Origin of the sequence: Andreprevotia sp. IGB-42, assembly GCF_009848685.1 — a bacterium.
Classification (GTDB): domain Bacteria; phylum Pseudomonadota; class Gammaproteobacteria; order Burkholderiales; family Chitinibacteraceae; genus Andreprevotia.
The window spans coordinates 124,160-147,106 of record NZ_WXTX01000003.1; the positions used below are offsets into that span (position 1 = coordinate 124,160).

Annotated in this window: 18 protein-coding genes and 2 tRNA genes; 12 read left to right on the forward strand and 8 right to left on the reverse strand. The window is 63.0% G+C overall.

All coding sequences use genetic code 11. The features are described from left to right. Positions 1 to 18: 18 nt before the first annotated feature. On the reverse strand, positions 19 to 630 hold the full coding sequence (gene rpoE / locus IGB42_RS05515) for an RNA polymerase sigma factor RpoE (RefSeq protein WP_159668153.1): 612 nt from the start codon (positions 628 to 630) through the stop codon (positions 19 to 21). A gap of 189 nt (positions 631 to 819) precedes the next feature. On the opposite strand from rpoE, the gene nadB reads away from it, so the two are divergent. The 3 genes from nadB to IGB42_RS05530 all read left to right on the forward strand — a co-directional run bounded on the left by nadB (position 820) and on the right by IGB42_RS05530 (position 3,907). Then, entirely contained in the window at positions 820 to 2,415 is a 1,596-nt protein-coding gene (nadB, locus tag IGB42_RS05520) for an L-aspartate oxidase (RefSeq protein WP_159668156.1), read from the forward strand. Positions 2,416 to 2,424: 9 nt separating this feature from the next. Further along, on the forward strand, positions 2,425 to 3,585 hold the full coding sequence (locus IGB42_RS05525; protein WP_159668159.1) for an AAA family ATPase: 1,161 nt from the start codon (positions 2,425 to 2,427) through the stop codon (positions 3,583 to 3,585). Between the two features lie 94 nt (positions 3,586 to 3,679). After that, the gene (locus tag IGB42_RS05530; RefSeq protein ID WP_159668162.1) at positions 3,680 to 3,907 is read left to right on the forward strand and encodes a hypothetical protein; all 228 of its coding nucleotides are present in this window, start codon (positions 3,680 to 3,682) and stop codon (positions 3,905 to 3,907) included. A gap of 21 nt (positions 3,908 to 3,928) precedes the next feature. Here IGB42_RS05530 and IGB42_RS05535 read toward each other — a convergent pair whose 3' ends face one another. Then, positions 3,929 to 7,270, reverse strand: coding sequence for an exodeoxyribonuclease V subunit beta (locus IGB42_RS05535; RefSeq protein WP_159668165.1), 3,342 nt, complete (start codon positions 7,268 to 7,270; stop codon positions 3,929 to 3,931). Further along, positions 7,267 to 9,876, reverse strand: coding sequence for a PD-(D/E)XK nuclease family protein (locus IGB42_RS05540; protein WP_201799838.1), 2,610 nt, complete (start codon positions 9,874 to 9,876; stop codon positions 7,267 to 7,269). The genes IGB42_RS05535 and IGB42_RS05540 overlap by 4 nt, the downstream gene beginning before the upstream one ends. A 285-nt stretch (positions 9,877 to 10,161) precedes the next feature. Here IGB42_RS05540 and hemP point away from each other — a divergent pair, with 285 nt between their 5' ends. The 6 genes from hemP (at position 10,162) to IGB42_RS05570 (ending at position 16,552) form a co-directional block, all read left to right on the forward strand. Continuing rightward, positions 10,162 to 10,329, forward strand: coding sequence for a hemin uptake protein HemP (hemP, locus tag IGB42_RS05545; protein ID WP_159668171.1), 168 nt, complete (start codon positions 10,162 to 10,164; stop codon positions 10,327 to 10,329). Positions 10,330 to 10,452: 123 nt separating this feature from the next. Beyond that, entirely contained in the window at positions 10,453 to 12,627 is a 2,175-nt protein-coding gene (locus IGB42_RS05550) for a TonB-dependent hemoglobin/transferrin/lactoferrin family receptor (RefSeq protein WP_159668174.1), read from the forward strand. 108 nt (positions 12,628 to 12,735) lie between these two features. After that, on the forward strand, positions 12,736 to 13,782 hold the full coding sequence (locus IGB42_RS05555) for a hemin-degrading factor (protein ID WP_159668177.1): 1,047 nt from the start codon (positions 12,736 to 12,738) through the stop codon (positions 13,780 to 13,782). Positions 13,783 to 13,784: 2 nt separating this feature from the next. Continuing rightward, complete coding sequence (locus IGB42_RS05560; RefSeq protein ID WP_159668180.1) at positions 13,785 to 14,630, forward strand: hemin ABC transporter substrate-binding protein; 846 nt, start codon at positions 13,785 to 13,787, stop codon at positions 14,628 to 14,630. A gap of 87 nt (positions 14,631 to 14,717) precedes the next feature. Continuing rightward, complete coding sequence (locus tag IGB42_RS05565; protein ID WP_159668183.1) at positions 14,718 to 15,767, forward strand: iron ABC transporter permease; 1,050 nt, start codon at positions 14,718 to 14,720, stop codon at positions 15,765 to 15,767. Beyond that, a complete protein-coding gene (locus IGB42_RS05570) occupies positions 15,767 to 16,552 on the forward strand; it encodes a heme ABC transporter ATP-binding protein (RefSeq protein ID WP_159668186.1) in 786 nt (261 codons plus the stop codon). The genes IGB42_RS05565 and IGB42_RS05570 overlap by 1 nt, the downstream gene beginning before the upstream one ends. A gap of 207 nt (positions 16,553 to 16,759) precedes the next feature. Here IGB42_RS05570 and IGB42_RS05575 read toward each other — a convergent pair whose 3' ends face one another. The 4 genes from IGB42_RS05575 to IGB42_RS05590 form a co-directional block, all read right to left on the reverse strand. Next, a complete protein-coding gene (locus IGB42_RS05575) occupies positions 16,760 to 17,257 on the reverse strand; it encodes a GNAT family N-acetyltransferase (RefSeq protein WP_159668189.1) in 498 nt (165 codons plus the stop codon). Continuing rightward, complete coding sequence (locus IGB42_RS05580; RefSeq protein ID WP_159668192.1) at positions 17,254 to 17,685, reverse strand: protein YgfX; 432 nt, start codon at positions 17,683 to 17,685, stop codon at positions 17,254 to 17,256. Before IGB42_RS05580 ends, IGB42_RS05575 begins: the two co-directional genes overlap by 4 nt. Positions 17,686 to 17,726: 41 nt before the next feature. Further along, the gene (locus IGB42_RS05585; protein WP_159668195.1) at positions 17,727 to 18,437 is read right to left on the reverse strand and encodes an SIMPL domain-containing protein; all 711 of its coding nucleotides are present in this window, start codon (positions 18,435 to 18,437) and stop codon (positions 17,727 to 17,729) included. An 82-nt stretch (positions 18,438 to 18,519) separates the two neighbouring features. Next, complete coding sequence (locus IGB42_RS05590) at positions 18,520 to 18,879, reverse strand: hypothetical protein (protein WP_159668198.1); 360 nt, start codon at positions 18,877 to 18,879, stop codon at positions 18,520 to 18,522. 187 nt (positions 18,880 to 19,066) lie between these two features. Here IGB42_RS05590 and IGB42_RS05595 point away from each other — a divergent pair, with 187 nt between their 5' ends. Continuing rightward, complete coding sequence (locus IGB42_RS05595; protein WP_159668200.1) at positions 19,067 to 19,402, forward strand: hypothetical protein; 336 nt, start codon at positions 19,067 to 19,069, stop codon at positions 19,400 to 19,402. Between the two features lie 96 nt (positions 19,403 to 19,498). Here the strand turns inward: IGB42_RS05595 and rnr are convergent, their stop codons facing one another. Further along, positions 19,499 to 22,612, reverse strand: a complete 3,114-nt coding sequence (rnr, locus tag IGB42_RS05600) for a ribonuclease R (protein ID WP_159668203.1) — start codon at positions 22,610 to 22,612, stop codon at positions 19,499 to 19,501. Between the two features lie 67 nt (positions 22,613 to 22,679). Here rnr and IGB42_RS05605 point away from each other — a divergent pair. After that, positions 22,680 to 22,766, forward strand: a tRNA-Leu gene (locus IGB42_RS05605). A gap of 44 nt (positions 22,767 to 22,810) precedes the next feature. Beyond that, positions 22,811 to 22,897: transfer RNA gene (locus tag IGB42_RS05610), tRNA-Leu, on the forward strand. Positions 22,898 to 22,947 lie beyond the last annotated feature (50 nt).

Here is a 22,947-nt window from a genome sequence, read left to right on the forward strand (position 1 = left end):
TTCAGGCGCCCTGCAGGGCTACCAGCGGCGATCCTTGCCAACGGTCTCCAACAGCGGTTTCAACTTGCCGGCTATCGCCTCGCGCGCCCGGAAAATTCTCGAGCGCACGGTGCCGATCGGGCAATTCATTGCATCGGCAATGTCCTCGTAAGACAGGCCGTCCATCTCTCGCAGTGTAATGGCCGTGCGCAGCTCTTCAGGCAATGCGTCGACAGCTTCATTGACAGTTCTGACAATCTGCCGGTTGGAGAGTTCAGATTCCGGTGTGTTGTGATCCGGTATTTGTGCCGCAGCGTCCAGTGTCTCACCGTCTTCGTCTTCGTAGTCGGTCGACAATTGCGGGCGGCGCCCCAGCGAGGCGAGGTAATTCTTGGCCGTGTTGATCGCGATGCGATACAGCCAGGTATAAAAGGCCGATTCGCCGCGAAAAGACGGCAGCGCGCGGTAAGCCTTGATGAAGGCCTCCTGCGTTACATCCTCAATCTCATGCGGATCGCGGATCAGGCGTGTCAAAAGGCGGGCAATCCGCCGCTGGTACTTGGCTACCAGCAGCTCGAACGCACGCTTGTCGCCGGCTTGCGCCCGTGCGACCAGCTCTGCGTCGATATCCCGTTCTGTGGGTTTTTCCAATGCGTGCTCCGTACAGTCGGCGCTCAGGGCCCGTCATGCGGGCCTCATGCTATCTGCGTACAGATCGTGGCAACACCACGATTTTGCAAGCACCGACAAGGCGCCGATTCTGACTTAGCGCTTTGCGCACGGCAAGCGCAGCCGCTCTGTTATATTTACCGGCCTACCGTGCAAGATGGAACAAGGGCAATGCAGCAATTCGATGTACTGATCGTGGGCAGCGGTCTGGGTGGCATGACCATGGCACTGCACCTGGCAGACACGCTCAAGGTCGGGCTGGTTACCAAGCGCGAATTGCGCGATGGCGGCAGTGGCTGGGCACAAGGCGGCATCGCCGGGGTGCTCGATAACCACGACAGCGTCGAGCTGCATATCAAGGATACCTTCGTTGCCGGTGCCGGCCTGTGCGATGCCGATGCCACCCGCTTCATCATCGAGCACTCGCGCGAAGCCATCGACTGGCTGATTGCCATGGGCGTGCCGTTCACCAAGGATGAATCGGGCGACATCAACTACCACGGCTACCACCTGACGCGCGAAGGCGGCCACAGCCATCGCCGCATCATTCACGCAGCCGATGCCACCGGGGCTGCGGTCATCGAAACGCTGGCCACCAAGGTCGCGGCGCACCCCGATATCACCGTACTGGAAAACCACATTGCGCTCGACTTGATTACCGCCAGGAAGCTGGGCAGCGCGGATCAGCGCGTATGGGGCGCCTACGTTTACGATATCGAAGCGGACAAGGTGGAAACCGTGCTGGCCAGCCATACGGTGCTGGCCACCGGCGGTGCGGGCAAGGTGTATCTGTATACCAGCAATCCGGATGTGGCCACCGGCGACGGCATCGCCATCGGCTGGCGCGCCGGCTGCCGCGTGGCCAACATGGAATTCATCCAGTTCCATCCCACCTGCCTGTACCACCCGGATGCCAAATCCTTCCTGATTACCGAGGCGGTACGCGGCGAAGGCGGCATCCTGCGCCTGCCGGACGGCACGCGCTTCATGCCCCATCATGACGAGCGCGCCGAACTGGCCCCGCGTGACGTGGTGGCACGCGCCATCGACTTCGAAATGAAAAAAGGCGGTTACGACTGCGTGTACCTGGATATCAGCTACAAGCCGGCCCGCTTCGTGAAGGAACACTTCCCCACCATCTATCAGCGCTGCCTGGAGCTGGGCATCGACATCACCAAGGAGCCGATACCCGTGGTGCCGGCCGCGCATTACACCTGCGGTGGCCTGGTGGTGGACCTGAAGGGCCAGACCGACATTGCCGGCTTGTATGGCGTGGGTGAAGTGGCGTGCACCGGCCTGCACGGTGCCAATCGCCTTGCCTCCAACTCGCTGCTCGAATGCATGGTGCTGGGCAAGGCTGCCGCCAACGACATCCTGCAACGCGGCAACGCAAAGCCACCGAAAGCGCCGGAATGGGACGAAAGCCGCGTGACCGATCCGGACGAAGAGGTGGTGATCTCGCACAACTGGGATGAGCTGCGCCGCTTCATGTGGGATTACGTGGGCATCGTGCGTACCAACAAGCGGCTGGAGCGTGCTTTGCACCGCATCCAGCTGCTGCAGAGTGAAATCCACGAGTACTACAGCAACTTCCGCGTGGGCAATGACCTGATCGAGCTGCGCAACCTCGTTACCACCGCCGAGCTGATCGTGCGCTGCGCGATGGAGCGCAAGGAAAGCCGCGGCCTGCACTACAGCCGTGATTACCCCGGCATGCTCGCTACTGCGGTGCCGACAGTACTGGCGCCCCCCAGAGCCGCAGACTGACCACAGCGCATGATCACCACGCTGGCCATTGCCAATTACCGCTCCTTGCGCGCGCTGATCCTGCCGCTGGCGCAACTCAATGTCATTACCGGCGCCAATGGCAGCGGCAAATCCAGCGTATACCGTGCGCTGAGGCTACTGGCGGAAACCGCGCAGGACGGTGTGATTCCGGCGCTGGCACGCGAAGGTGGCCTGCAATCGACACTGTGGGCGGGGCCGGAAAATTTCTCGAACGCGATGCGGCGCGGTGATGCGCCCATCGAAGGCACGGTGCGCAGCGAATCGGTCAACCTCAAGCTGGGCTTTGCCAGCGACGAGTTCGGCTACGCCATCGATCTGGGCATGCCCGTTCCGCACCGCACGCTGTTCGGGCACGACCCGGTGATCAAGCGCGAATGCATCTGGGCCGGGCCGTATTACCGGTCCGCCAGTGCGCTGGTGGACCGTAGCAATGCAGCCGTGCGGATGCGTGACGGCCGCAGCTGGCTGGCGCTGCACCACAAGCTGCCCAGCTTCGACAGCATGATGACGCACTGTGCAGACCCGCTGCGTGCACCTGAGGTATTGCGGCTGCGCGAGGCAATGCGTTCATGGCGCTTCTACGATCATTTCCGCAGCGATGCAGGCGCCCCGGCGCGTCAGGCACAGATCGGCACCCATAGCCCGGTACTGGCCGACGATGGCGCCAACCTGGCCGCCGCACTGCAGACGATAAGGGAAATCGGCGACAACGCGGCGATGGATGCCGCGCTGGAAGACGCCTTTCCCAGTGCGCGCATCGAAATCCGCAATCTGGATGGCCGTTTCGAAGTGTTGATGCACCAGCACGGTCTGCTGCGGCCGTTGCGTGCCGCTGAATTGTCGGATGGCACCTTGCGCTATCTGTTGCTGATCGCCGCGCTGCGCTCGCCACGCCCGCCCGCTTTGCTGGTACTGAACGAACCTGAAACCAGCCTGCATCTCGATCTGCTGCCAGCACTGGGGCGGCTGATCGCGTTGGCGGCCGGGCAGACGCAGGTAGTGGTGGTATCCCACGCGCCACGGCTGATTGCCACGCTGGAGCGCAGCGCCGATTGCCAGTCATTGATGCTGGAAAAGGAACTGGGCGAAACCCGGCTGCAAGGGCAGCAAACGCTGGACCAGCCGCCCTGGCACTGGCCATCACGCTGAAGCCGGCCACGGTGCGATTTTTCACGCTTGCGCACACGCCGCCCGCCCATGCATGCTGTGCCCATACATGGATGCCTGCCAAAGGAAATCCGGCATGAAAACTGCAGCAACGATTGCCATCTTGCTCACGCTGCTGCCTGCGCTACCCGGCACCGCATGGGCCGCGCCTGCCGGCTGGTATACCTGGAAAAGCAAACTGGATGGCAAGCTGATCTGCGTGCAGAGCAACCCCGGCAGCGGCTGGGAGCAGCATAAAGGCCCGTTTGCCGACAATACCTGCACCCCGCCCGACCAGTTGCCCACCACAACGCCCCGCCCCTGACCACCGGAAAGGTCGCCAGCATCAATCGCTGGATTTGGCTACAGGCGTCCTTTCCAGCCAGCGGCCTGCACGCGGCAGATACAGCGCGGCGCTGACCGGCTTACCGGTCAGCGCGGCCAGCAAATTGCAGTACAGCGCCAGTTGCTCGCCATGTGCTGACCACATGCGCTCGGCAAACACATCCTCATCCTCACCATCGCGCGCATTGGCCGTCTTGTAGTCCACCACCAGCCAGCCATCGGCGGTTTCCAGCGCCAGATCGATCACCGCAACCTTGCCTGCTGCATCGATCAGCCGCCACTCGCGCCGTGCAGCCTGCGTCAGCAGCCAGCGCCCGCGCGCATCTGCCAGCGTGGCCTGCAAGGTGGTCAATACCGTTTGCGCCGCACTGGCGGCATCGCCGGACGACAGGCCAGCACGCAACAGCTGGCGGATCATCAGTGGTAACGACTGTTGCAGCCGGGCTGCCGGCCATTGCGCCAAGCCATCATTGCCGATGCGTTCCAGCCAGGCATGCACCACCGTGCCAACCGCGGCTTCCACCAACTGCGCGGCCAGAGAAAAACGGCCATAGGTGCGCTCCGGCTCCATGATGGGCTGGATGGCTGGCAGCAGATCAGCCGGCAATGCGGCAAACACGGGGCCGGCCACTGTCTGCGCTTCATCATTGTCCACCGCCGCAACCAATGCAGGCGGCGTCAGCGCCGGCAGCACCGGCAGCAGGCGTGCCAGCAGGCTGGATGACTGTGGTTGCCTGATCTCGCCGGTCTTGCTGCTGACCGCTAGCTCCCCCACCAGATGCAAATGCCGTTTGGCACGCGTGGCAGCCACGTACAGCAGGCGATCCAGCTCATAGGCAGCGCGGCGCTTGTTGCGCTCGCCCAGGTAACGCGACAGCGGGTCCGCATCGCGCTCGGCCAGCGGCTTGATCGGCCCCAGCAACAAGCGGCCTTGCGAGACCTCCAGCCGCAGCAGCGGCGGATGATCCGGCGGCGCCTTGCGGTGCAGGCCGGGCAGGATCACGGTATCGAACTGCAGGCCTTTGGATTTGTGCATGGTCATGATCTCGACCCGGTCTGCCGCCGGATCGGGCGCGGCAAACAGGCTGGCCAGCGCATCATCCAGCGCAGCCGGGTCCAGCGCACCGTAGGGGGCCAGCGTTTCCAGCAACTGGAAAAACCGCTCGGCGTCGACCGCATCGCGTGGGGCCGAATAGATCTGCGGCCCCTGCAACCGGCGCCAGATTTGCGCCACATGTGCTGCCAGCGGCAGACTGCCGTTGGCGTGGCTACCATCAAGCAGAATGGGTACGATCGCGGCCACCCGCGCCGCCGCGTCTTCGTCCAGCGCGGCCAGCCGTGGCGCATGCGCCAACAGTACAGGAATCGCCGTGACATGATCATGGCCGAACAGCGCGGCCAGCGTATGCAGGCTGAGTCCGCACCATGGCGCGCGCAGCACGCATAGCCACGCCAGCCGGTCACCCGCGTGGCAAAGTGCCCGCGTCAGCTGCACCAGGTCGGCCACCACCGGCCGTTGCGCCAGCGGCACCAGGTCTACCGCCTTGTGCGCAATCCCCGCCTGCGCCAGCTTGCGGGCAATGCGGTGTGCGTGATTCTTGGCACGCACCAGGATGGCGACATTGCCGCTCTCGTCGTGCGCCAATGCCTGTTGCACCAAGGCCAGTACCACATCGGCCTCGGCCTGCGCTGGCAGCTCGCTGTCGCGGCGCCATACCGGGTGGAAACATACCGCATAATCGGGCAAAGCGGGGTTGAACGCCGCGGAGCGCGCGTAGGCGATTGCACTGTTTTCCGCGTCGTCCTGTGCGGGGAACAGCCGGGCAAACGCCAGATTCACCCAGTCCACGATGCCTGCCTGCGAGCGGAAGTTATCCGTCAGCGCCAGAAACTGCGGTGCGATCTCGCCCACGCCGTGATCACGCGCGGCCAGGAACAAACCCACATCCGCCTTGCGGAAACGATAGATCGACTGCATCGGGTCGCCCACCAGGAACAGCGTGCGCCCGTCCCCGGCTTGCCAGCCGGCGGTCAGCTTGCCCAGCAGATCGATCTGCGGCTGGCTGGTATCCTGGAATTCATCGATCAGCAGGTGATGGATGCGCGCATCCAGCCGCAGCAGCAGATCACTCGGCTCATCCGCCTGCCCCAGCGCTGCCACCGCGCGGCTAGCAATCTCGGTGAAATCCACTTCACCCTGCTCGGCAAAGCGCACCAGCAATTGCGCAGCAGCGAGCTTGAGCGTGGTCAGCAACGCCGCCAGCGTATGCCACTGCGCATCGGTAAAGCGTGGCACCGGCAAGACGTCGACCGCATCGAGCCGCTGCGCCCATGCGGCTTGCGCCTCCATGCCGTGCCGGTCCAGCCAGTCGGCCATCGGTGCCTTGTGCGCGCAGCCCACCGGAAACCCCAGGTTCTTGCTCAGGCCACGCGGGCTGCGCGGCTTGCCCCCGGTCAGTAGCAGCGTGCGCAATGCCTGCCACTGTGGCAAGGCCTCTGGCCCGGTAGCCAGCAGCTCCCCTTGCCAGTCCATCAGCGCGGTGAGCACGCCCGGCTTTTCCGCTTCCAGCGCTTCTGCCGCCGCACGCGCAACGGGTGCCAGTTCGTGATACCAGCCCATGGGCATGGCATCGACCAGGCTGCGCATTTCTTCCACCACCAGCTGGCGCAAATTGTATTCAAGCAATGCCCGGTCTTGCGCCAGTTCGGTCGCATCGAATGCATTGGCGAGCCCGCCCAGCAATGGCAGCCATTGATCGCGACTGGCCAGCATCGCCGCCAGCAGTTCCTCGGTGGCTTTCAGGTCCACATCCAGATGGCTGAGCAGCAAGCGGATCGGTGCGCCCAGTAGTTCATCACCCGCCATCGCCAGCGTGGCGCGCGCCGCCGCCTGATAATGCGGGCGCGCATCGTCCACGGTGGCGGGCATACCACCCAGCTGGCTCAGGTAAGGCATGCGCCGTACCAGCCCGGCACAGAACGAATCGATAGTCTGTATGGTCAGGCGGCCGGGGTGATCAAGCAGGTGCCAGCCCTGCTCGGCATCGTGTGCCAATACCGCACCTGCCAGCTGCCAGCTGCGTAGTGCATGCTCGGTCTCCGGCGCCGGACCACGCGCGCGCGCCAGTTTCTGCATTACCCGTGCATGCATTTCCGCCGCAGCCTTGCGGGTGAAGGTAATGGCAACCACTTCTTCGGGCCGGCTTACCGTGGGCAATAGCGCCAGAATGCGGTCAGTCAGCAGCTCGGTCTTGCCCGAGCCCGCTGGCGCCTGTACCAAAAAGGAGCGCGCCGGGTCCAGAGCAGCCAGCCGTGCCTGCCAGTCTTGCGGTTGGCGGCTCATGCTGCGTCCTCGTCGTCTTCCAGATCGAGCCGCAAAAACGGCAGCACGTCGCAGTAATCCATGTCCTGCGGGCGGGCTGCTACATTGGCGGCATGGCCGGCGACGAACTCATCGGCCAGCGCATTGATGCGTTGCTGCCAGGTGGCCAGCAGCGCATCCCAGGCCATGCCGCCCAGCGCATCCTTGCCAGGATCGAGCGCCGCCGGGTCGGCCACGCCAGCAAGCCCCAGGTCTTCCGCCGCCAGCCCCTTGGCCGCCACTTCGCGTGCGTGCAAGCCAGCCAGCAGCAGGCCACGTACATCGGCGGCAATGGCAGACGCATACAGCGGCAACTGCAACTCGGATGGCCGTAGCTTGCCCCAACCGGAGATATCCAGGTTTTTGCCGGTTTTGTAATCGACAATCACCGCGCCGCCATCGGGCAACCGGTCCAGCCGGTCCAGCCGCAAGCGCAGGTTCAGCGGGCCATGGCGCCACGTATGCGGCGCTTCGGTGGCAGCCACTTCAAACGGCGTGCGCGCCAGTTCCAGCTGCAGCCAGTCGCCGATTACCGTCACCGCACGTGCGCATTCGAGATCACGGATGGCTGGCGGCAAATCCTCCAGGCTGCGTGGCGCGGCCTCGGCCACCGCAGTGGCAATCATCTCGGGCAACACGCCTTGCGCGATTGCTGCATCCAGCCCGGCCGAGCTTTGCAATGCGCGCCAGAGGATTTCCATCGCCTTGTGAATGAACACGCCACGCAGGCTTAGCGGCACCTGTTCCGCATACTCCGGCAACTGTTGTGCGCCCAGCCGGTAACGCACGAACGCCCACAGCGGGTTCTTGCCTTGCGCTTCCAGCACGCCCACGCCACCGGAAACCACGTCGCGCTCGGTCAGCGCCGGCCCGGCATCGTCCTGCCGGGCAAGCAATGCCAGCGGCTCGGCCACCATCACGGGAAGCGCCCGCCAACGGGTAAACGGTATATGGGCAATCAATGGCGACGGCCGCAGCTCGCGTTCACCGTCGAGTTCGGCATGGCTGACAATCACTTCGGGCGCACATGCCTGCAGTGCGACAAACAGCGATTGCGCGTAGATGAGTTCACGCTCCGGCGTGGCGCGCGGTGCGCCAGCGGTGCGCAATGCCGGCAAGGGCAACAGCGGATTGGGTTTGGGAATGCCAGGCAACACGTCATCGGTGAGCCCCAGCATCCATACGCCGTCCCAGCGCTCGCCTTCGGCTTCCAGCAGACCCAGCACATCCAGCCGTGCGCTGGCACTGCGTTGCGGCTGGAACGGGGTTTCCCGTGCCAGCCGGGTAAACAATTGCACCGCGCCACGCGCATTGAGCTCGCCCGCGGCAGGCGCCAGCGCGGCAAAGCGCGTGAATACCGCTTTCAATTCTTCCTGCACCTGGAAAGCCACGCTATCGAGCCCGCGCTCGCCGGGAAAACCCAGCGCAGTCAACGCGGCCACCAGCCTTCCTGCCCAAGCATCCGCCCTGGCCTGCCTGCGCCCGTCGTCCAGCGCGGCTTTAGCCAGCGGCCACGCAACAGACAATTGCGGGCAGGTAAACAATTGGCGCAACCATTCGTGCTGCGCTACTTCCAGCGTACCGCGCCAGCGCCATTGCGCATCGATGCGCGCCCGCTCGCCCGCTTCGGCCACTTCACCGGCGCAATGGCCGGCCAGCAACGCGGCCCCCAATTCGGCGGGCTGCCAGTTGCCCGGCCTTGTGAGCACCGCCAGCCAGGCCAGTGCGGCGCGCACCAGCGGCCATTCGGACAGCGGCCTGCCGATGGCGATGTTGATCAGATCTGCATCGCCTATCGCATCGAGCAATACGCGGCGTGCAAACGGCGCATCGTTTTCCAGTCTTGGCGCCAGGATGGCAAAGCGCCCGGTTGGTTCGGCCTGTAGCGCGCGCGCCGCCCACTGCGCCGCTGCTGTCCATTCGGCAGTGCGGTCTGCGGCCTGGTAACGCCCGGTTTGCGTTTGCTGTGTTGCGGCGTCTTCCAGCCGGTAAAGCTGCGCGCCCTGTGCCGCCATCGCAGCCAGCAGGCGAATGAGGCGCGGCGACAATTCGCGGAACCCGGCCAGCACTAGGTGCGCCGGCGCGCGCAACTGGCCGTTTTCCAGCAGGCGCAAGGTGCGCGCAATCCCGGCTTCGCCATCTTCCGCATCGGTGCGTGCCAACAACTTGCGGTAGCGCGCCTGCCAGCGTGCAAGCTGGCGCGATTCATCGGTTTCTTCTGCCGCGTGCAGGCGCAATACCCATTCGCTGATCAATGCATCGGCGTCAGCGGCCAGCAGCGCCAGCTGGCGCTCGTCAAACAGGGGGCGGTCTTTTTCCTCGGTGCGGATTGCCAGTGTCCATAACAACTGGGCAGAGAACGCATCCAGCGTGTGCGCGGGCAAGATTTCGCCCGGCAGGAACGCGGCCGCTTCGGCCTGCGCGGCGTACCACGCGGAAATCGGCAGGATCGCTGGCAGTTCTGCCACGGCCAGCCCGGCCTCTTCCAGCCGCCGCGCAAACTCGGCATGCAATCGCCTTGCCAGGCGATTGTTGACGGTCAGCACTACCGTCTGCGTTGCCGGCAGGCGTTGCAGTTGGTCAGGCATCAAGGCCAATAGCGGAACGGTTGGGGTCATCGGCATCGGTGAAGGCGGTAGCAGGCTGATGATACCAGTTCAGCCAGCGCCACCCGCAGCACTGTGCACCACGCTGCGTGTTGCACAAAAACATACACAATGGTATTGCACCGTAAGAAAATGCCATGAACATGCCTGTTTTACGGGCAAAACAGCGCTATTGATGCTGCCGCCGGTCGGTTTCAAGCAAAAAGCGCAGAAATTTTGTAAGCTTTATTTGCAAATACGAATTGTTATCATTTATTATCTTCACCCATGAATACGCCCCGCGCCACTCCGCCTTCACCCGCTGCCCAGCCGCTGCCAGCAGTGATCGATAGCCGCAGCCTGCTGGCCAATCAGCAGGTGGTGGTGATCGAGCACAAAGGCGTGCGCTACACATTGCGCGAAACCAAGCAAGGCAAACTGATCCTCACCAAATGATGCTGGCGCAGCAATGTGCCCGCTTCTTCAAACACACGCATCGCCAGCCAGTTCCGGACTTCATGCCGGGTAGCCAGCCGCGTTGGGCACCAGCCCACACTGCTCCCGCTCAAGGACCCTGGCATGACTCGTACCACGCACCCGATCGCCCTTACCCTGATGGCTTGCGCTTTGCACAGCGCTTTTGCCGCTGATGCCCCCAAGGCCGACGATACCCTCGCCCCGGTTGTCGTTACCGCCACCCGTACCGAAAAATCACTGGAAGACCTGCCGCCGGCGGTCACCACCACCAGCCGCAGCACGCTGGATAACCAGCAAGTCAACAACTGGCGCGATCTGGGTGATCTGGAACCGGGCGTGAATATCGTGCGTGATCCGCGCTACGGCTTCTCCAGCGTGAACATCCGCGGCCTGGAAGGTAACCGCGTGCTGATGCTGGTGGACGGCATCCGTTTGCCGGATGCATTCAACTTTGGCCCGCTGCTCAACAGCGGCCGCAACAGCGTCGACTTCGCCACGCTATCCGGTATCGATATCGTGCGCGGCCCGGGCTCCAGCCTGTATGGCTCGGATGCACTGGGTGGCGTGGTCGGCATGAATACGCTGGAACCCGCCGATCTGCTGCGCGGCAAGGGCAAATCCATTGCCGGCCAGGTAAAGGGCGATTACGACAGCAGCGACAGCAGCTACGGTGGCAGCGCCGCCGTGGCCGGTGAAGCCGGTGCCGGCACGCTATGGCTGGTGCAGGCCAACGGCCGCAAGGGTCACGAGCAGGACAATATGGGTGAGCGCGATGTCAACGGCCCGCGCCGCACCACGCCCAACCCGCAGGATTACACGCAGACCAGCGCACTGGCCAAGCTGCAGCACAATTTCGAAAGCGGCCACTCGCTGGGCGTCACGCTCGAGGCGTTCAAGAGCGAAACCGATACCTCGCTGCTGAACGAGCTGGGCGATGCCACGCTGTCCACCCCGCTCTCCAGCAAGGCCCAGGATGAGCTGAACCGCAAGCGCGCATCGCTGCAATACGGCTATACCGCGCTGCAGGACAGCCTGATCGACCGCGCCAAGGTGATGCTCTACAAGCAAGATAGCGATGCCCGCCAGCAGACCGACCGCATCCGCACACCGGCAGCCAGCAAGGTATGGAACCGTGTATCCGAGTTCAGCCAGGATACCAAGGGCATCAACGGCCAGCTGGAAAGCATCGTTGCCGGTGATATCGGCCAGCACTGGGTGTATGGCGCCGAATGGTTCACTACCGACAGCAGCGAACTGCGCTCCGGCTACCAGTGCGCAACCGGCTGCGCGGTGCCCAATACCAGCGGCTTCCCGACACGCGATTTCCCCAACACCACCACCAAGCAATGGGGCGTGTTTGCGCAGAATGAAATCTCGTTCGCCAACGGCAAGTACACGCTGACCCCCGGCCTGCGCTACGACAGCTACAAACTGGACCCGGAAACCGACAAGTACTACACCGGCCTGAAACCGGTCAACCAGGACGAAAGCGCCTGGTCGCCCAAGCTGGCCGCCAGCTGGAACGTCAGCGAAGGCTTCACGCTGTTCGGCCAGTATGCATACGGTTTCCGTGCGCCGGCTTATTCGGAACTCAACTCGGGCTTCACCAACCTGGCGTTTGGCTATGCAACCATCGCCAACCCCAGCCTCAAGCCTGAAAAGAGCCGCGGCTTTGAATTCGGTACCCGCCTGGGCGGCAAGACACTGGGCGGCAGCATCACCGCCTATGACAACCGCTACAAGGATTTCATCGAGCAAGACGCCTACAACTGCCCGGGCAACGTCAACTGCGTGCCCGGTACATCGACCACCTACCAGTACGTGAACAAGGCCAACGTGCGGATCTACGGCGCAGATGCCGCAGCATTCTGGTCGTTCATGCCGGGCTGGAAGGCCACCGCCGGCATTGCATACGCAGTGGGCCGTGATGAAGATACCGACAAATACCTGGACAGCGTATCGCCGCTGAAGGGTGTATTCGCACTTGGCTACGGCAATGAAACCTGGGGGGCGCAAGGCCGTCTTACCGCCGTCAGCGCCAAGGACAAGGTCAGCACGCCGACTTACTTCCAGGCACCGGGCTATGGCCTGGTTGACCTGACCGCATGGTGGGTTGCCGCCAAGGATCTGCGCATCACCGGTGGCGTGTACAACCTAGGCGGCCGCAAATACTGGGTTGACAGCGACGTGCGCGGCCTGGCATCGACCAGCACCGTGATGGACCGCTACACCCAGCCGGGCCGCAACTTCCGTGCTTCGGTGAACTGGCAGTTCTAAAGGAAAAACGCGGCGCACCGCACCGCAAACCTGTCGAAACCGATCGACTGCAAGCTAGCTTGCCCGCATTGCGGGCAAGCTGTTTTTAAAAGACTAGAAAGGCAAATCATGAACACACCCATCTTCGTCGACTTCGCAGCCGATCTGCAGCAGCGTCACGCTGCACTGATTGCCGATGAATCCAAGCTGCGCATCCGCGAGCGCGCAGCCCGTCTGGGCAGCACAGAGGCCGCGCTCGTTGCCGCCGAATGCGGCGTTGTCTCGTTCGAGCTCTCCGGCACCGCACAGGAAATCTTCCGCGAGATCGGTACGCTGGGCAACGTGATGGCGCTGTCGCGCAATGACTGGTGTGTGCACGAGCGCCACGGCAAGTATGAAGACATCCAGGCCGAAGGCCCGGTTGGCCTGGTGCTGGGTGCCGACATCGACCTGCGCCTGTTCTTCGGCAGCTGGCGTTACTTCTACGCGGTGTCCGAAGGTGGCCGCGACAGCATCCAGTTCTTCGACAAGGAAAGCGTGGCCGTCCACAAGGTATTCAAGACCGAGGGCAGCGATGTCGCGGCATGGGATGCCTTCGTGGCCAGGTTCAAGGCTGCTGAAAAGCGCGTGCCTGAAGTCGAAGCCATCGTGATCCCGGCAGAAAGCAACCAGGCAGAAGACCCGGCTGCACTGCGTGCGCACTGGCTGGGGCTGGAAGACACGCACGCGTTCTTCCCGATGCTGCGCAAGTTCAAGGTCTCGCGTCTGGGCGCCCTGGCTGCTGTCGGTGCAGACCTCGCGCAAACCGTGCCGAACGACACCGTGGAAACCATGCTGCAGCGTGCTGCAGAGCAGGAGCTCTCCATCATGTGCTTCGTGGGCAACCGCGGCATCGTGCAGATCCATTCCGGCCCGGTGAAAAAGCTGGTGCGTACCGGCCCCTGGTACAACGTGCTCGATGCCAAATTCAATCTGCATCTGAACACCGAAGCGATTGCCTCGAGCTGGATCGTCAACAAGCCAACTGTGGATGGCTGGGTTACCTCGCTGGAAATCTACGCCGCGAGTGGCGAGCTGATCGTGCAGTTCTTTGGCGAGCGCAAGCCGGGCAAGCCGGAATTGGCCGCGTGGCGCGAGCTGCTGGTCAGCCTGTGCAACGCACCGCTGGCAGCATGATCATGGCGATCAGGACATGGACTGGCTGGCTGGCCGCCGGCCTGATGCTGCTGGCCGGCCTTGCGCAGGCAGCAGTGCCGCAACGCGTGGTCAGCCTGGGCGGTGCGTTGACCGAGATCGTCTACGCGCTGAACGCCGGCGACAAGCTGGTGGGTGTCGATTCATCCAGCATCTACCCGCCCGCCGTGCATCAGCTGCCCAAGGTCGGTTACTACCGCGCTTTCTCGGTAGAAGGCGTTGCCAGCCTGCAACCGGATCTGATCCTTGCATCCGACCAGGCTGGCCCGCCGCAAGCGGTGGACCAGTTGCGCCGGCTGGGCAAGCGCGTGGTGGTATTACCGTCCGCTCCGACGCTGGATGCACTCGAGCAGCGCATCCACGGCGTGGCTGCGGCCATGGGCCTGCGTGACGATGGCCGGGCGCTCGTCAAGCAGATCCGCGAGCAGACGGCGCAATACACACAGGTGAAGCTGACGCAGCGCGTGCTGCTGGTGAGCAGCCACACCGGCAAGCTCGAAGGTGCAGGCGCAGAAACCGCTGCCGATGCCATCGTCAAGCTGGCCGGTGCGCGCAACGTGCTGGGCAACGTGAAGGGTTACAAGCCGATTTCGGCCGAAGCTGCTGCTGCGCTCAAGCCGGACTGGATCATCACCACGTCGATGTCGGTGACGGCGCAGGGCGGGCTGGAAGCCTTCCTCGCACAGCCGGGCATCGCCGTCACGCCGGCCGCCAAGGCCCGCCGCGTGCTCGTGATGGATGACCTGCTGTTGCTGGGTTTCGGCCCGCGCCTGCCGGAAGCGCTGCGCCAGATCCAGGCCAGCATGCTACCCAGGCGCGCTGGCAAGTAAGCGATCCTTGCCCGTTGGCAAGCGGCAGGCACCACGCCTGCCGCTTGCCATTTACCGCAACAGCCTCCTGTGAAGAAATCGATTAACATGCCTGCAGTGACCTCCTCCCCGCACGCCGCCGCTGATGTTTCAGCCACGCCACCCCCGCCACGCATCACGCCGCTGCGCGTACTGCTGGTGCTGTGCATTGCACTGGTGATCCTGGTATTTGCCTCTGCCTCCAGCGGTGCCGTATCCATTCCGCTGGTACGCATCCCTGCGCTGCTGTTCTCGGGCGCCACCACCGACGATGAAGCCATGTGGCGCAACGTGTTGCTGGAAGTACGGCTGCCGCGCGTGCTGTTTGCCGTGGTGGTCGGTGCCGGGCTGGCCATCTCCGGCGCCGCCATGCAGGCGCTGTTCCGCAACCCGCTGGCCGAGCCTGGCCTGATCGGCATTTCGCTGGGCGGTGCACTGGGCGCAGTCGGCGCCATCGTGCTGGGTGCACCCGGGCTGATGGTGATCGCGCCGGCGGCCTTCGTCGGCAGCCTGCTGGCGACCGCACTCGCCTACAAGCTGGGCAGCCGCCAGAGCGGCGTTGCCAACCTGCTGCTGGCCGGTATTGCCATCAATGCCATCTGCGGCAGCCTGATCGGCCTGTTTACCTATCAGGCCAACGATACCCAGTTGCGCAACCTCACCTTCTGGAACCTGGGCAGCCTGGCCGGTGCCAGCTGGACGCTGCTGGCGTGGCTGACGCCGTGGGTGCTGATCCTGTGCACGCTGCTGCTGCGCGACTGGCGGGCCATGAATGCGCTGCTGCTGGGCGAGCGCGAAGCGCAGCATCTGGGCTTTGCACTCAAACTGCTGCGCCGCCGGCTGATCATCATTGTCGCCATGCTGGTCGGCCCGCTGGTGGCCGTCACCGGTACCATCGGCTTCGTCGGCCTGGTGGTACCGCACCTGATCCGCCTGCCGCTGGGCGCGGATCACCGCTGGCTGCTACCCAATACCCTGATCGCCGGTGCCATCGGCCTCACACTGGCCGACTGGCTGGCGCGCATGGTGGTCATTCCGGCCGAGCTGCCCATCGGCATCGTGACCAGCCTGATCGGTGGCCCGTTCTTCCTGTGGCTGCTGACACGGAGGACTGCCTGATGCTTGCCGTCCATCAACTCAGTTGCGTGCGCGGCAAGCGCACGGTATTGCACGGCATCACGCTGACCCTGCAAGCGGGCGAAGTGCTGGGGGTGCTGGGCGCCAATGGCGCCGGCAAATCATCGTTGCTGGCCACACTGGCCGGTGAACTCAAGGCGGGTTCCGGCGAGGTGCGGTTCGAGGAGCGCGCACTGGCCAGCTGGGCACCCGATGCACTGGCACGCCGCCGAGCGGTGCTGCCGCAATCGCCATCACTGGCGTTCGATCTGAACGTGCGCGTGGTGGTGGGCATGGGCGCATACCCCTTCCCCGAACTCACCCCGGGCGAGCTGGATGCATTGGTGTTACGTGCGCTCGCACTGGCCGATGCCACGGGGCTGGCTGATCGCCGCTACATCACGCTGTCGGGCGGCGAGCAACAGCGCGTGCAGTTCGCCCGCGTGCTGGTACAGATACTGGCAGCACGGCAAGCCGGCGAATACCGCGTACTGCTGCTGGATGAACCCACTGCCAGCCTGGACCCCAAGCACCAGCTGTTGCTGCTGCAAACGGTTTCCAGCCTGGTACGAGAGGAAGGCATTGCCGCACTGGTCGTCCTGCACGATGTGAACCTGGCTGCGCGCTGGTGTGACCGGTTATTGCTGCTATCGCACGGTCAGACCGTGGCATTGGGTACGCCCGACGAGGTACTGACTGCGGCCCATCTGGAAGACGTATACGGCTTGCCGGCCCGCGTGCTGGCGCATCCTGAAAATGCCGAACACCGGCTGGTGATGTTCGGCTAGGGCAAGCCTGGCGTATACCTTGGGTTAGCATCTGTGATCAACCGGCATCAGGAACCCGGCCGAGCCGGGTCCTAACCTGCTCTGGCAAGTGAGGCAGCGGCTCTCCCTGGTTGATTCCCCCGCCCTCGCGAGGGAGCCTTGCTGTTGCTCTTCAGTAGTGCTATCTACTTTGGGGCCATCAAAGAAGCAGCCCTGCGCTGCTATCACTCACACGGCGTTGAGCATGCGCTCGTAAAGGATGTCCCATTCGGATTCGCCACACTGTGTAAAACCGTGCCGCTGGTAAAAACGGTTGGCGGCACTTCCCCGCAATGCGCCCAGCCTGATCGGCAGGTTCAACTGCCGTGAAATGGCGATCAGTCGCGCCATCACCATACTGCCCACCCCACGACCGCTATGGTCTGGATGCAAATAAAGATGATCCAGCCCCAGCGCATCGCCAACCGGCTCATCTGTAACCGTTTGATCTGAAGCAGGCTCAGCGTAAACCGGGCGCAGCGTATAGAACCCGACCCATTGCCCATCAATGTCGATACTGAAGCTGGCGGCAGTGTCGAATGACTCTGCAAAGCGCTGTCTGGCGCGCTCCGGATCAAAACGCCCCACCTGTTCCAGGCTGGCGCGCATCGCGGCAATGCGCAATGCCAGCAATGCTTCAAAGTCCTGCCCGTTTACCGTGCTGTATTGCACGATGACCTCGTTCATTGCTGTTCCATCTGCATCAGCGCAGCACGCTGTAGCGCCGGCCAGTGCCAGCGCAACCACACGCGCCATTGCCTCAGCGTATCGGCTGGTGCGCTGTCGGGCCACAGCACCAGTACACAACGCTGTTGTGGCAACTGCAACTGCAATACCGTCAGCCACGCGGTAACCCGGCTGGCCGGCAACAGGCCGGCATCCGCGCTGCGGCCATCGGCCCAGCCGACGCGCAATTGCCCATCGGCCAGCACATCCAGCCGTTGCGGGCCAGCCGCAGCCTTGCGTACCCGCCATGCAGAAATCGCCACCAGCACCAATGCCGCCATCATCCAGCCCCAAGGCAGCAGCAATGCCACCAGCAGCGCAGCACCATGCGCGAATGCCGCCCAGCGCAATGCAATGACCGAGCGTGAAATGAGCAAGGAGGGCGGCATGGGATCAGGCTTGGGCGCTGGTGGTCAGGCAGATGGCGCGCTTATTCGGCGATCTGCACGCTGCCATTCACCGAGACGGTCACGCGGCTCTCGCCACCTACCAGTGTCGGTATAGCTGCAGCATCTTGGGATATTGATGAAGCTTTGTATGTGCGTAATGGCATCACTGGCTGTGCTGCAGTGCCAGCATTGACATTGATGTTCACCACCTTCCAGCTCTGGCCAGCCATGCCCTTGCGGATCAGCTCGGCACGCTGGCGGAATGCCTTCAGGCCTTCCTCGATCAGCTCATTCTCGACCTGGGTGCGTTGTTGCTCGGAAACGCCATAGCGGACTTCCGCCAGTTGCAGGCCGGGTTGCCCGTCCTGCGGCGACTGCAACTGCCCCAGCAGCTTCGATAGCGCGGCAAAATCGCGGCTGCTCAGGCGCAGTTCACCCCGGCCACGCCAACCCTGCTGCTTGTTGGTCTTGCTCTCATAAATCGGATAAGTGGAATAACCGGTGCCATTCGATTGCACCGCAGGCACCTGCTTCACCTGCTTGACGGCACCGGCAAGCGCCAGGTTGACCTTGTCGGCCAGCCTGGCCGGATCGTTCTCGCTCAGCTCGATGAACAGCGTGGCATATGCGGTATCGTTGCCCACCTCGCGGGTGGCATTGGCTTCGAGGTTCACCACGTTGTAATTGAGTGGTTCTGCGTGAGCAACAGTTGCCATTGCGGCAACAAACAAAGGGGCAATCAGGCGTTGCATGAGGTTTCCTGTAGCGGGTGAATCCGAAGTGGACAGACGCGGGCAGCGGGCATGAAAAACGGCGCACCCGGCGCCGTCAGCATCAATGGTATCCGTGGTCGGACGGCGTGTTGTGAATATCCTCATCCACACTGTCCATCACGCCAAGGTGAATTTCCACATCGAACCATTCCCAGAACAGCTTGAGATTGCGCTTTTTGGGCCAAAGTTCCTCATCGCCCACCCAGGACGACAATTCCATCTCGAACAGCTTGTCGGCAATCTCGTCGATATAGGCGATGCCGTCTTCCGGCTCTGCGGCTTCGGGGATCAGGATCACCGTGCAATCACTGCGGATATCTTCCAGCGTCAGCGGAATATCGTTGCCTGGCAACGCCAGCAGCCAGTCCAGGAACAGCTGTTTGGGGCGGATCAGGGCAACGGAACGATCAACGATGAACATGACTGGAAGAGCTCCTTGCAAAATCAGGGGGAGTATTTTTAACACGAACTAAAAGTGGCCGCACACGCCACAGCGCCCGGGTGAGAGGGTATCATGGCGCCTGTACTTTCGGCAGCCCGGCCATTGCCATCCTGCGCTGTGCAGTGTCCCGCTGCCACGAATCACCTCACGCATTGATCCTGTCATCATGAGCGAATCATCCTCCCAACAGCAGCGCAAGATCGTCGGCTGGCGCGCAGCCATCATGCTCGATCCGGCAACGCCCCCAATGCTCGGCCGCGTGGTCGAAGCATCGGGCAGCAGCCTGATCATTCTGGCCGACCAGGAAATAAGGGCCGGCACCGTCTGCCGCCTGTTTGTCGACCTGCCCAGCGCTGGCGGCAACGAAAAACGCTACCTCGACTGCAAACTGAAAATCACCACTGCCACGCTGATGGGGCAGATCAGCCGTTTCAAGCTGATCGGGCAAATTGTCGACCTGCCCGATTCCCAGCGCGAGCTGCTCAACCGCGCGCTCAGCTAAGCGCCGTTCCGCAGCACCGGCTGCTCAAGCCAGTGCGCTGACCATAAATCCGGATTGATCCAGCAAAAATGACGGCACACCGTGCCGTCATCCTGTTCAGCCCTGCCCGCCCGGACTGCGTCGCCGGCGCCTGCCTGCGGTCGGTGCACCGCCATCCGCTACCCCGCCGTCCTGCGCTGCAGCAGCCCCGGCAGCCGGTTTTCTGGCGGCCCTGCTGCGTGCTGCCGGCTGTGCCGTCTGATCGGCCTGCACCGTTGCGGCCTTGCTGCGGCTGCGGCTGGGTTTATCCTGCGGCTTATCTTGCGGCTGTGCTGGCGACTGGTTTGCCTTTGCCTCTGCGGCGGCAGACGCAAGCACCTGTGCAGCAGCAACGGCTTCCGGCGTTTGCAGCAAGCGTGCGACCTGCCGTGCCGGTCGCGTGCCGGGACGTGGGGCAGCAGCGGATGCGGGCGTTGCAACCGGCGCATTGCTGCCGGGTGGTGTTGCCAGCGCGCTGACCTGCCTGACCACCGCACGCTTCTGCCTGGTGCCCTGCGGCGCGGCCTGGCTTTCTTCTTGCGGCTGGGGCTTGCTGCCCGTGCGTGACTTGCGCACCGGTTCGGCAACCGGCGTGGTCGCGGCGGTTGCCAACTTGCCTCCGGCGCCATTGCCCTCTGCCTGTTTGGCCTTGCGCTGCCGTCCAGCTGGCTGAGGTGCTGGCTGTGGTGCTGGTTGCGACGACTGCTGCTCAATGGCGGCGCTATTGCCAGTACTTGCGTTGCGAGGGGCCGGTTTTGCCACAGCGGTTGCGGTTTTCACCGGTTCGGCAGTGCGTTTGGTGCGCTGCTTCGGGGCCGGTTCGGCTACTGCTTGCGGCTGAGCAGCCTGTACAGCGCCCTTGCGGCTGCGGGAACGGCCCTTGGCAGCGTTTTCCTCAACCGGCTCAGCTTGCGCATTCTTGATCGCTGCCTGCTTGCCTGCACGCGTTTGCTGCGGCGTCGCTGCTGCCTGCGGCTCTACCAGCACGAAATCGATCTTGTTCGATTCCATGTCCACCCGCACCACGCGCACCTGCACGCGATCGGTCAACCGGTACAGCTTGCCGCTGCGCTCGCCCTTGAGTTCATGACGGCGGTCGTCGAAGTGGAAGTAATCCTGGCCCAGCTCGGAGATATGCACCAGACCTTCCACGTAGAGCTTGTCCAGCTGTACGAACAGGCCGAAGTTGGTAACCGCCGAAATGGTACCTTCGAACTCCTCACCCACCTTGTCGCGCATGAAGTAGCACTTGAGGAAGTTGAGCACATCGCGGCTGGCTTCGTCGGCCCGGCGCTCGGTCATCGAGCATTGCTGACCCAGTTGCTCCCATTTCTGTGCCGGCTGGTACTTCTTGCCGGCCAGCACCGCCTTGATGGCACGGTGCAGCAGCAGATCAGGGTAACGGCGGATTGGCGAGGTGAAGTGCGCGTACGCTTCATAGCTCAGGCCGAAGTGGCCAGCGTTTTCAGGCGTGTATACCGCCTGCGACAGGCTGCGCAGCAGCATGGTCTGCAGCAGTTCGGCATCCGGGCGCAGCTTGATCTGCTCCAGCAGCTGCGCGTAATCCTTGGCAGTCGGGTCCATGTCACCCGGCAGCGAGAGACCGCAACTGCGCAGGTACTCGCGCAGCTTTTCCAGCTTGGATTCGTTCGGGCCCTCATGCACGCGGAACAGCACCGGGTGCTTCTTCTCGATCAGGTAGTTGGCCGCGCACACGTTGGCGGCCAGCATGCATTCCTCGATCAGCTTGTGGGCATCGTTGCGCACCACCGGCACGATTTCGCGGATCTTGCCCACTTCATCGAAGCGGATTTCCGTTTCGGTGGTTTCAAAATCGATGGCGCCGCGCTCATGCCGCGCGGTGAGGAAGGTCTGGAACAACGCATACAAGGTCTGCAGGTGCGGCAGCAGCTTCTTGTATTGCTTGGCCGTCTCCCCTTCGGGACTGGAAATCATGTCCCACACCTTGGTGTAGGTCAGCCGTGCCTTGGAATGCATCACCGCCGGGTAGAACTTGTATTTCTTGATCTCGCCACTGGCAGACACCTGCATGTCGCACACCATGCACAGGCGCTCCACATCCGGCATCAGCGAACAGATGCCGTTGGATAGCCCTTCGGGCAGCATGGGGATCACGCGGCGAGGAAAATACACCGAGTTGCCGCGCTCGAAGCTGGTCTGGTCAAGCGCATCGTCCGGCTTTACATAGTGGCTGACGTCGGCAATCGCCACCACCAGCCGCCAGCCCTTGCCTTTCTTCTCTGCATAGACTGCATCGTCGAAATCCTTGGCGGTTTCTCCGTCGATGGTCACCAGCGGCAAATCGGTCAGATCCACGCGCTCCACGCCATCGACCGGATCCCAGTCCTGCTTGCGCACCTTCTTCGGGGTGGCACGGCCCTGCGCTTCGGCCTCGACCGAGAACTCGTGCGGCAGGCTGTGCTTGCGCAGTGCGATCTCGATTTCCATGCCGGGGTCGTCATAGTTGCCAAGGATTTCCACCACGCGGCCGATCGGCTTCACGTGGCGCTCCGGCTGCTGGATCATCTCCACCATCACCACCTGGCCCGTCTTGGCATTGGCAGTTTCACCGGGGGGAATGAGAATTTCCTGGCTGATGCGTTTTTCTTCCGCCACCACGATGGAAACACCACGCTCCAGATGGAAGCGCCCCACCAGGCGAGTATTGGCGCGCTGCAGCACTTCAATGATCTTGCCTTCACGGCGGCCACGGCGATCCAGGCCAATCTGCTGTGCCAACGCACGGTCGCCATGCAATACCTTGTCCATCTCGCGCGGGCCAAGGTACAGGTCGTCACTACCATCATCTGGCACCAGGAAACCGAAGCCATCCTTGTGGCCCTGTACACGCCCGGCAATCGAATCGACTTTCTCCGGCAGGCACAATGCGCCCTTGCGGTTGATCATCAGCTCGCCTTCGCGCGCCATGGCAGCGAGGCGGCGATCAAAAAACGGCTGTTCGGCTTCGGTAATGGATAAATTTTTTGCCAGCTCCGCCGCATCGAACGGCGCACCGGATTCGGTGAGCAGCTGCAGGATAAATTCCCGGCTGGGCAATGGGTTATCGTATCGCTGGCGTTCACGTTCCAGCCATGGGTCTTGCTCGCGCAGGCTGGTTTTTTTGCTGCCGCGTGTCGATGGTCGAATATTCTGCGTTTTCTTTGTTGACATCTGTCCTTTGTTTCCCGATAATTGCGCCTCTTCTTGCAGCACAGCAGTAATTCTAGCAGCAAGCGTAGCCCAGGTGGCGGAATTGGTAGACGCACTAGGTTCAGGTCCTAGCGCTCGCAAGGGCGTGGAAGTTCGAGTCTTCTCTTGGGCACCATACTACGCAAATTGGAATTACTGCCAGAACTGTATTGAAGAAATGCCCAGGTGGCGGAATTGGTAGACGCACTAGGTTCAGGTCCTAGCGCTCGCAAGGGCGTGGAAGTTCGAGTCTTCTCTTGGGCACCAATACCAGACAAAAACCCCGATCGAAAGATCGGGGTTTTTGTTTTTCCGCC

Coding starts and splice junctions, on each gene's coding strand:
- nadB (WP_159668156.1), top strand. CDS start 820: ATGCAGCAATTCGATGTACTGATCGTGGGCAGCGGTCTGGGTGGCATG.
- IGB42_RS05525 (WP_159668159.1), top strand. CDS start 2,425: ATGATCACCACGCTGGCCATTGCCAATTACCGCTCCTTGCGCGCGCTG.
- IGB42_RS05530 (WP_159668162.1), top strand. CDS start 3,680: ATGAAAACTGCAGCAACGATTGCCATCTTGCTCACGCTGCTGCCTGCG.
- IGB42_RS05535 (WP_159668165.1), bottom strand. CDS start 7,270: ATGAGCCGCCAACCGCAAGACTGGCAGGCACGGCTGGCTGCTCTGGAC.
- IGB42_RS05540 (WP_201799838.1), bottom strand. CDS start 9,876: ATGCCTGACCAACTGCAACGCCTGCCGGCAACGCAGACGGTAGTGCTG.
- hemP (WP_159668171.1), top strand. CDS start 10,162: ATGAATACGCCCCGCGCCACTCCGCCTTCACCCGCTGCCCAGCCGCTG.
- IGB42_RS05550 (WP_159668174.1), top strand. CDS start 10,453: ATGACTCGTACCACGCACCCGATCGCCCTTACCCTGATGGCTTGCGCT.
- IGB42_RS05555 (WP_159668177.1), top strand. CDS start 12,736: ATGAACACACCCATCTTCGTCGACTTCGCAGCCGATCTGCAGCAGCGT.
- IGB42_RS05560 (WP_159668180.1), top strand. CDS start 13,785: ATGGCGATCAGGACATGGACTGGCTGGCTGGCCGCCGGCCTGATGCTG.
- IGB42_RS05565 (WP_159668183.1), top strand. CDS start 14,718: ATGCCTGCAGTGACCTCCTCCCCGCACGCCGCCGCTGATGTTTCAGCC.
- IGB42_RS05570 (WP_159668186.1), top strand. CDS start 15,767: ATGCTTGCCGTCCATCAACTCAGTTGCGTGCGCGGCAAGCGCACGGTA.
- IGB42_RS05575 (WP_159668189.1), bottom strand. CDS start 17,257: ATGAACGAGGTCATCGTGCAATACAGCACGGTAAACGGGCAGGACTTT.
- IGB42_RS05580 (WP_159668192.1), bottom strand. CDS start 17,685: ATGCCGCCCTCCTTGCTCATTTCACGCTCGGTCATTGCATTGCGCTGG.
- IGB42_RS05585 (WP_159668195.1), bottom strand. CDS start 18,437: ATGCAACGCCTGATTGCCCCTTTGTTTGTTGCCGCAATGGCAACTGTT.
- IGB42_RS05590 (WP_159668198.1), bottom strand. CDS start 18,879: ATGTTCATCGTTGATCGTTCCGTTGCCCTGATCCGCCCCAAACAGCTG.
- IGB42_RS05595 (WP_159668200.1), top strand. CDS start 19,067: ATGAGCGAATCATCCTCCCAACAGCAGCGCAAGATCGTCGGCTGGCGC.
- rnr (WP_159668203.1), bottom strand. CDS start 22,612: ATGTCAACAAAGAAAACGCAGAATATTCGACCATCGACACGCGGCAGC.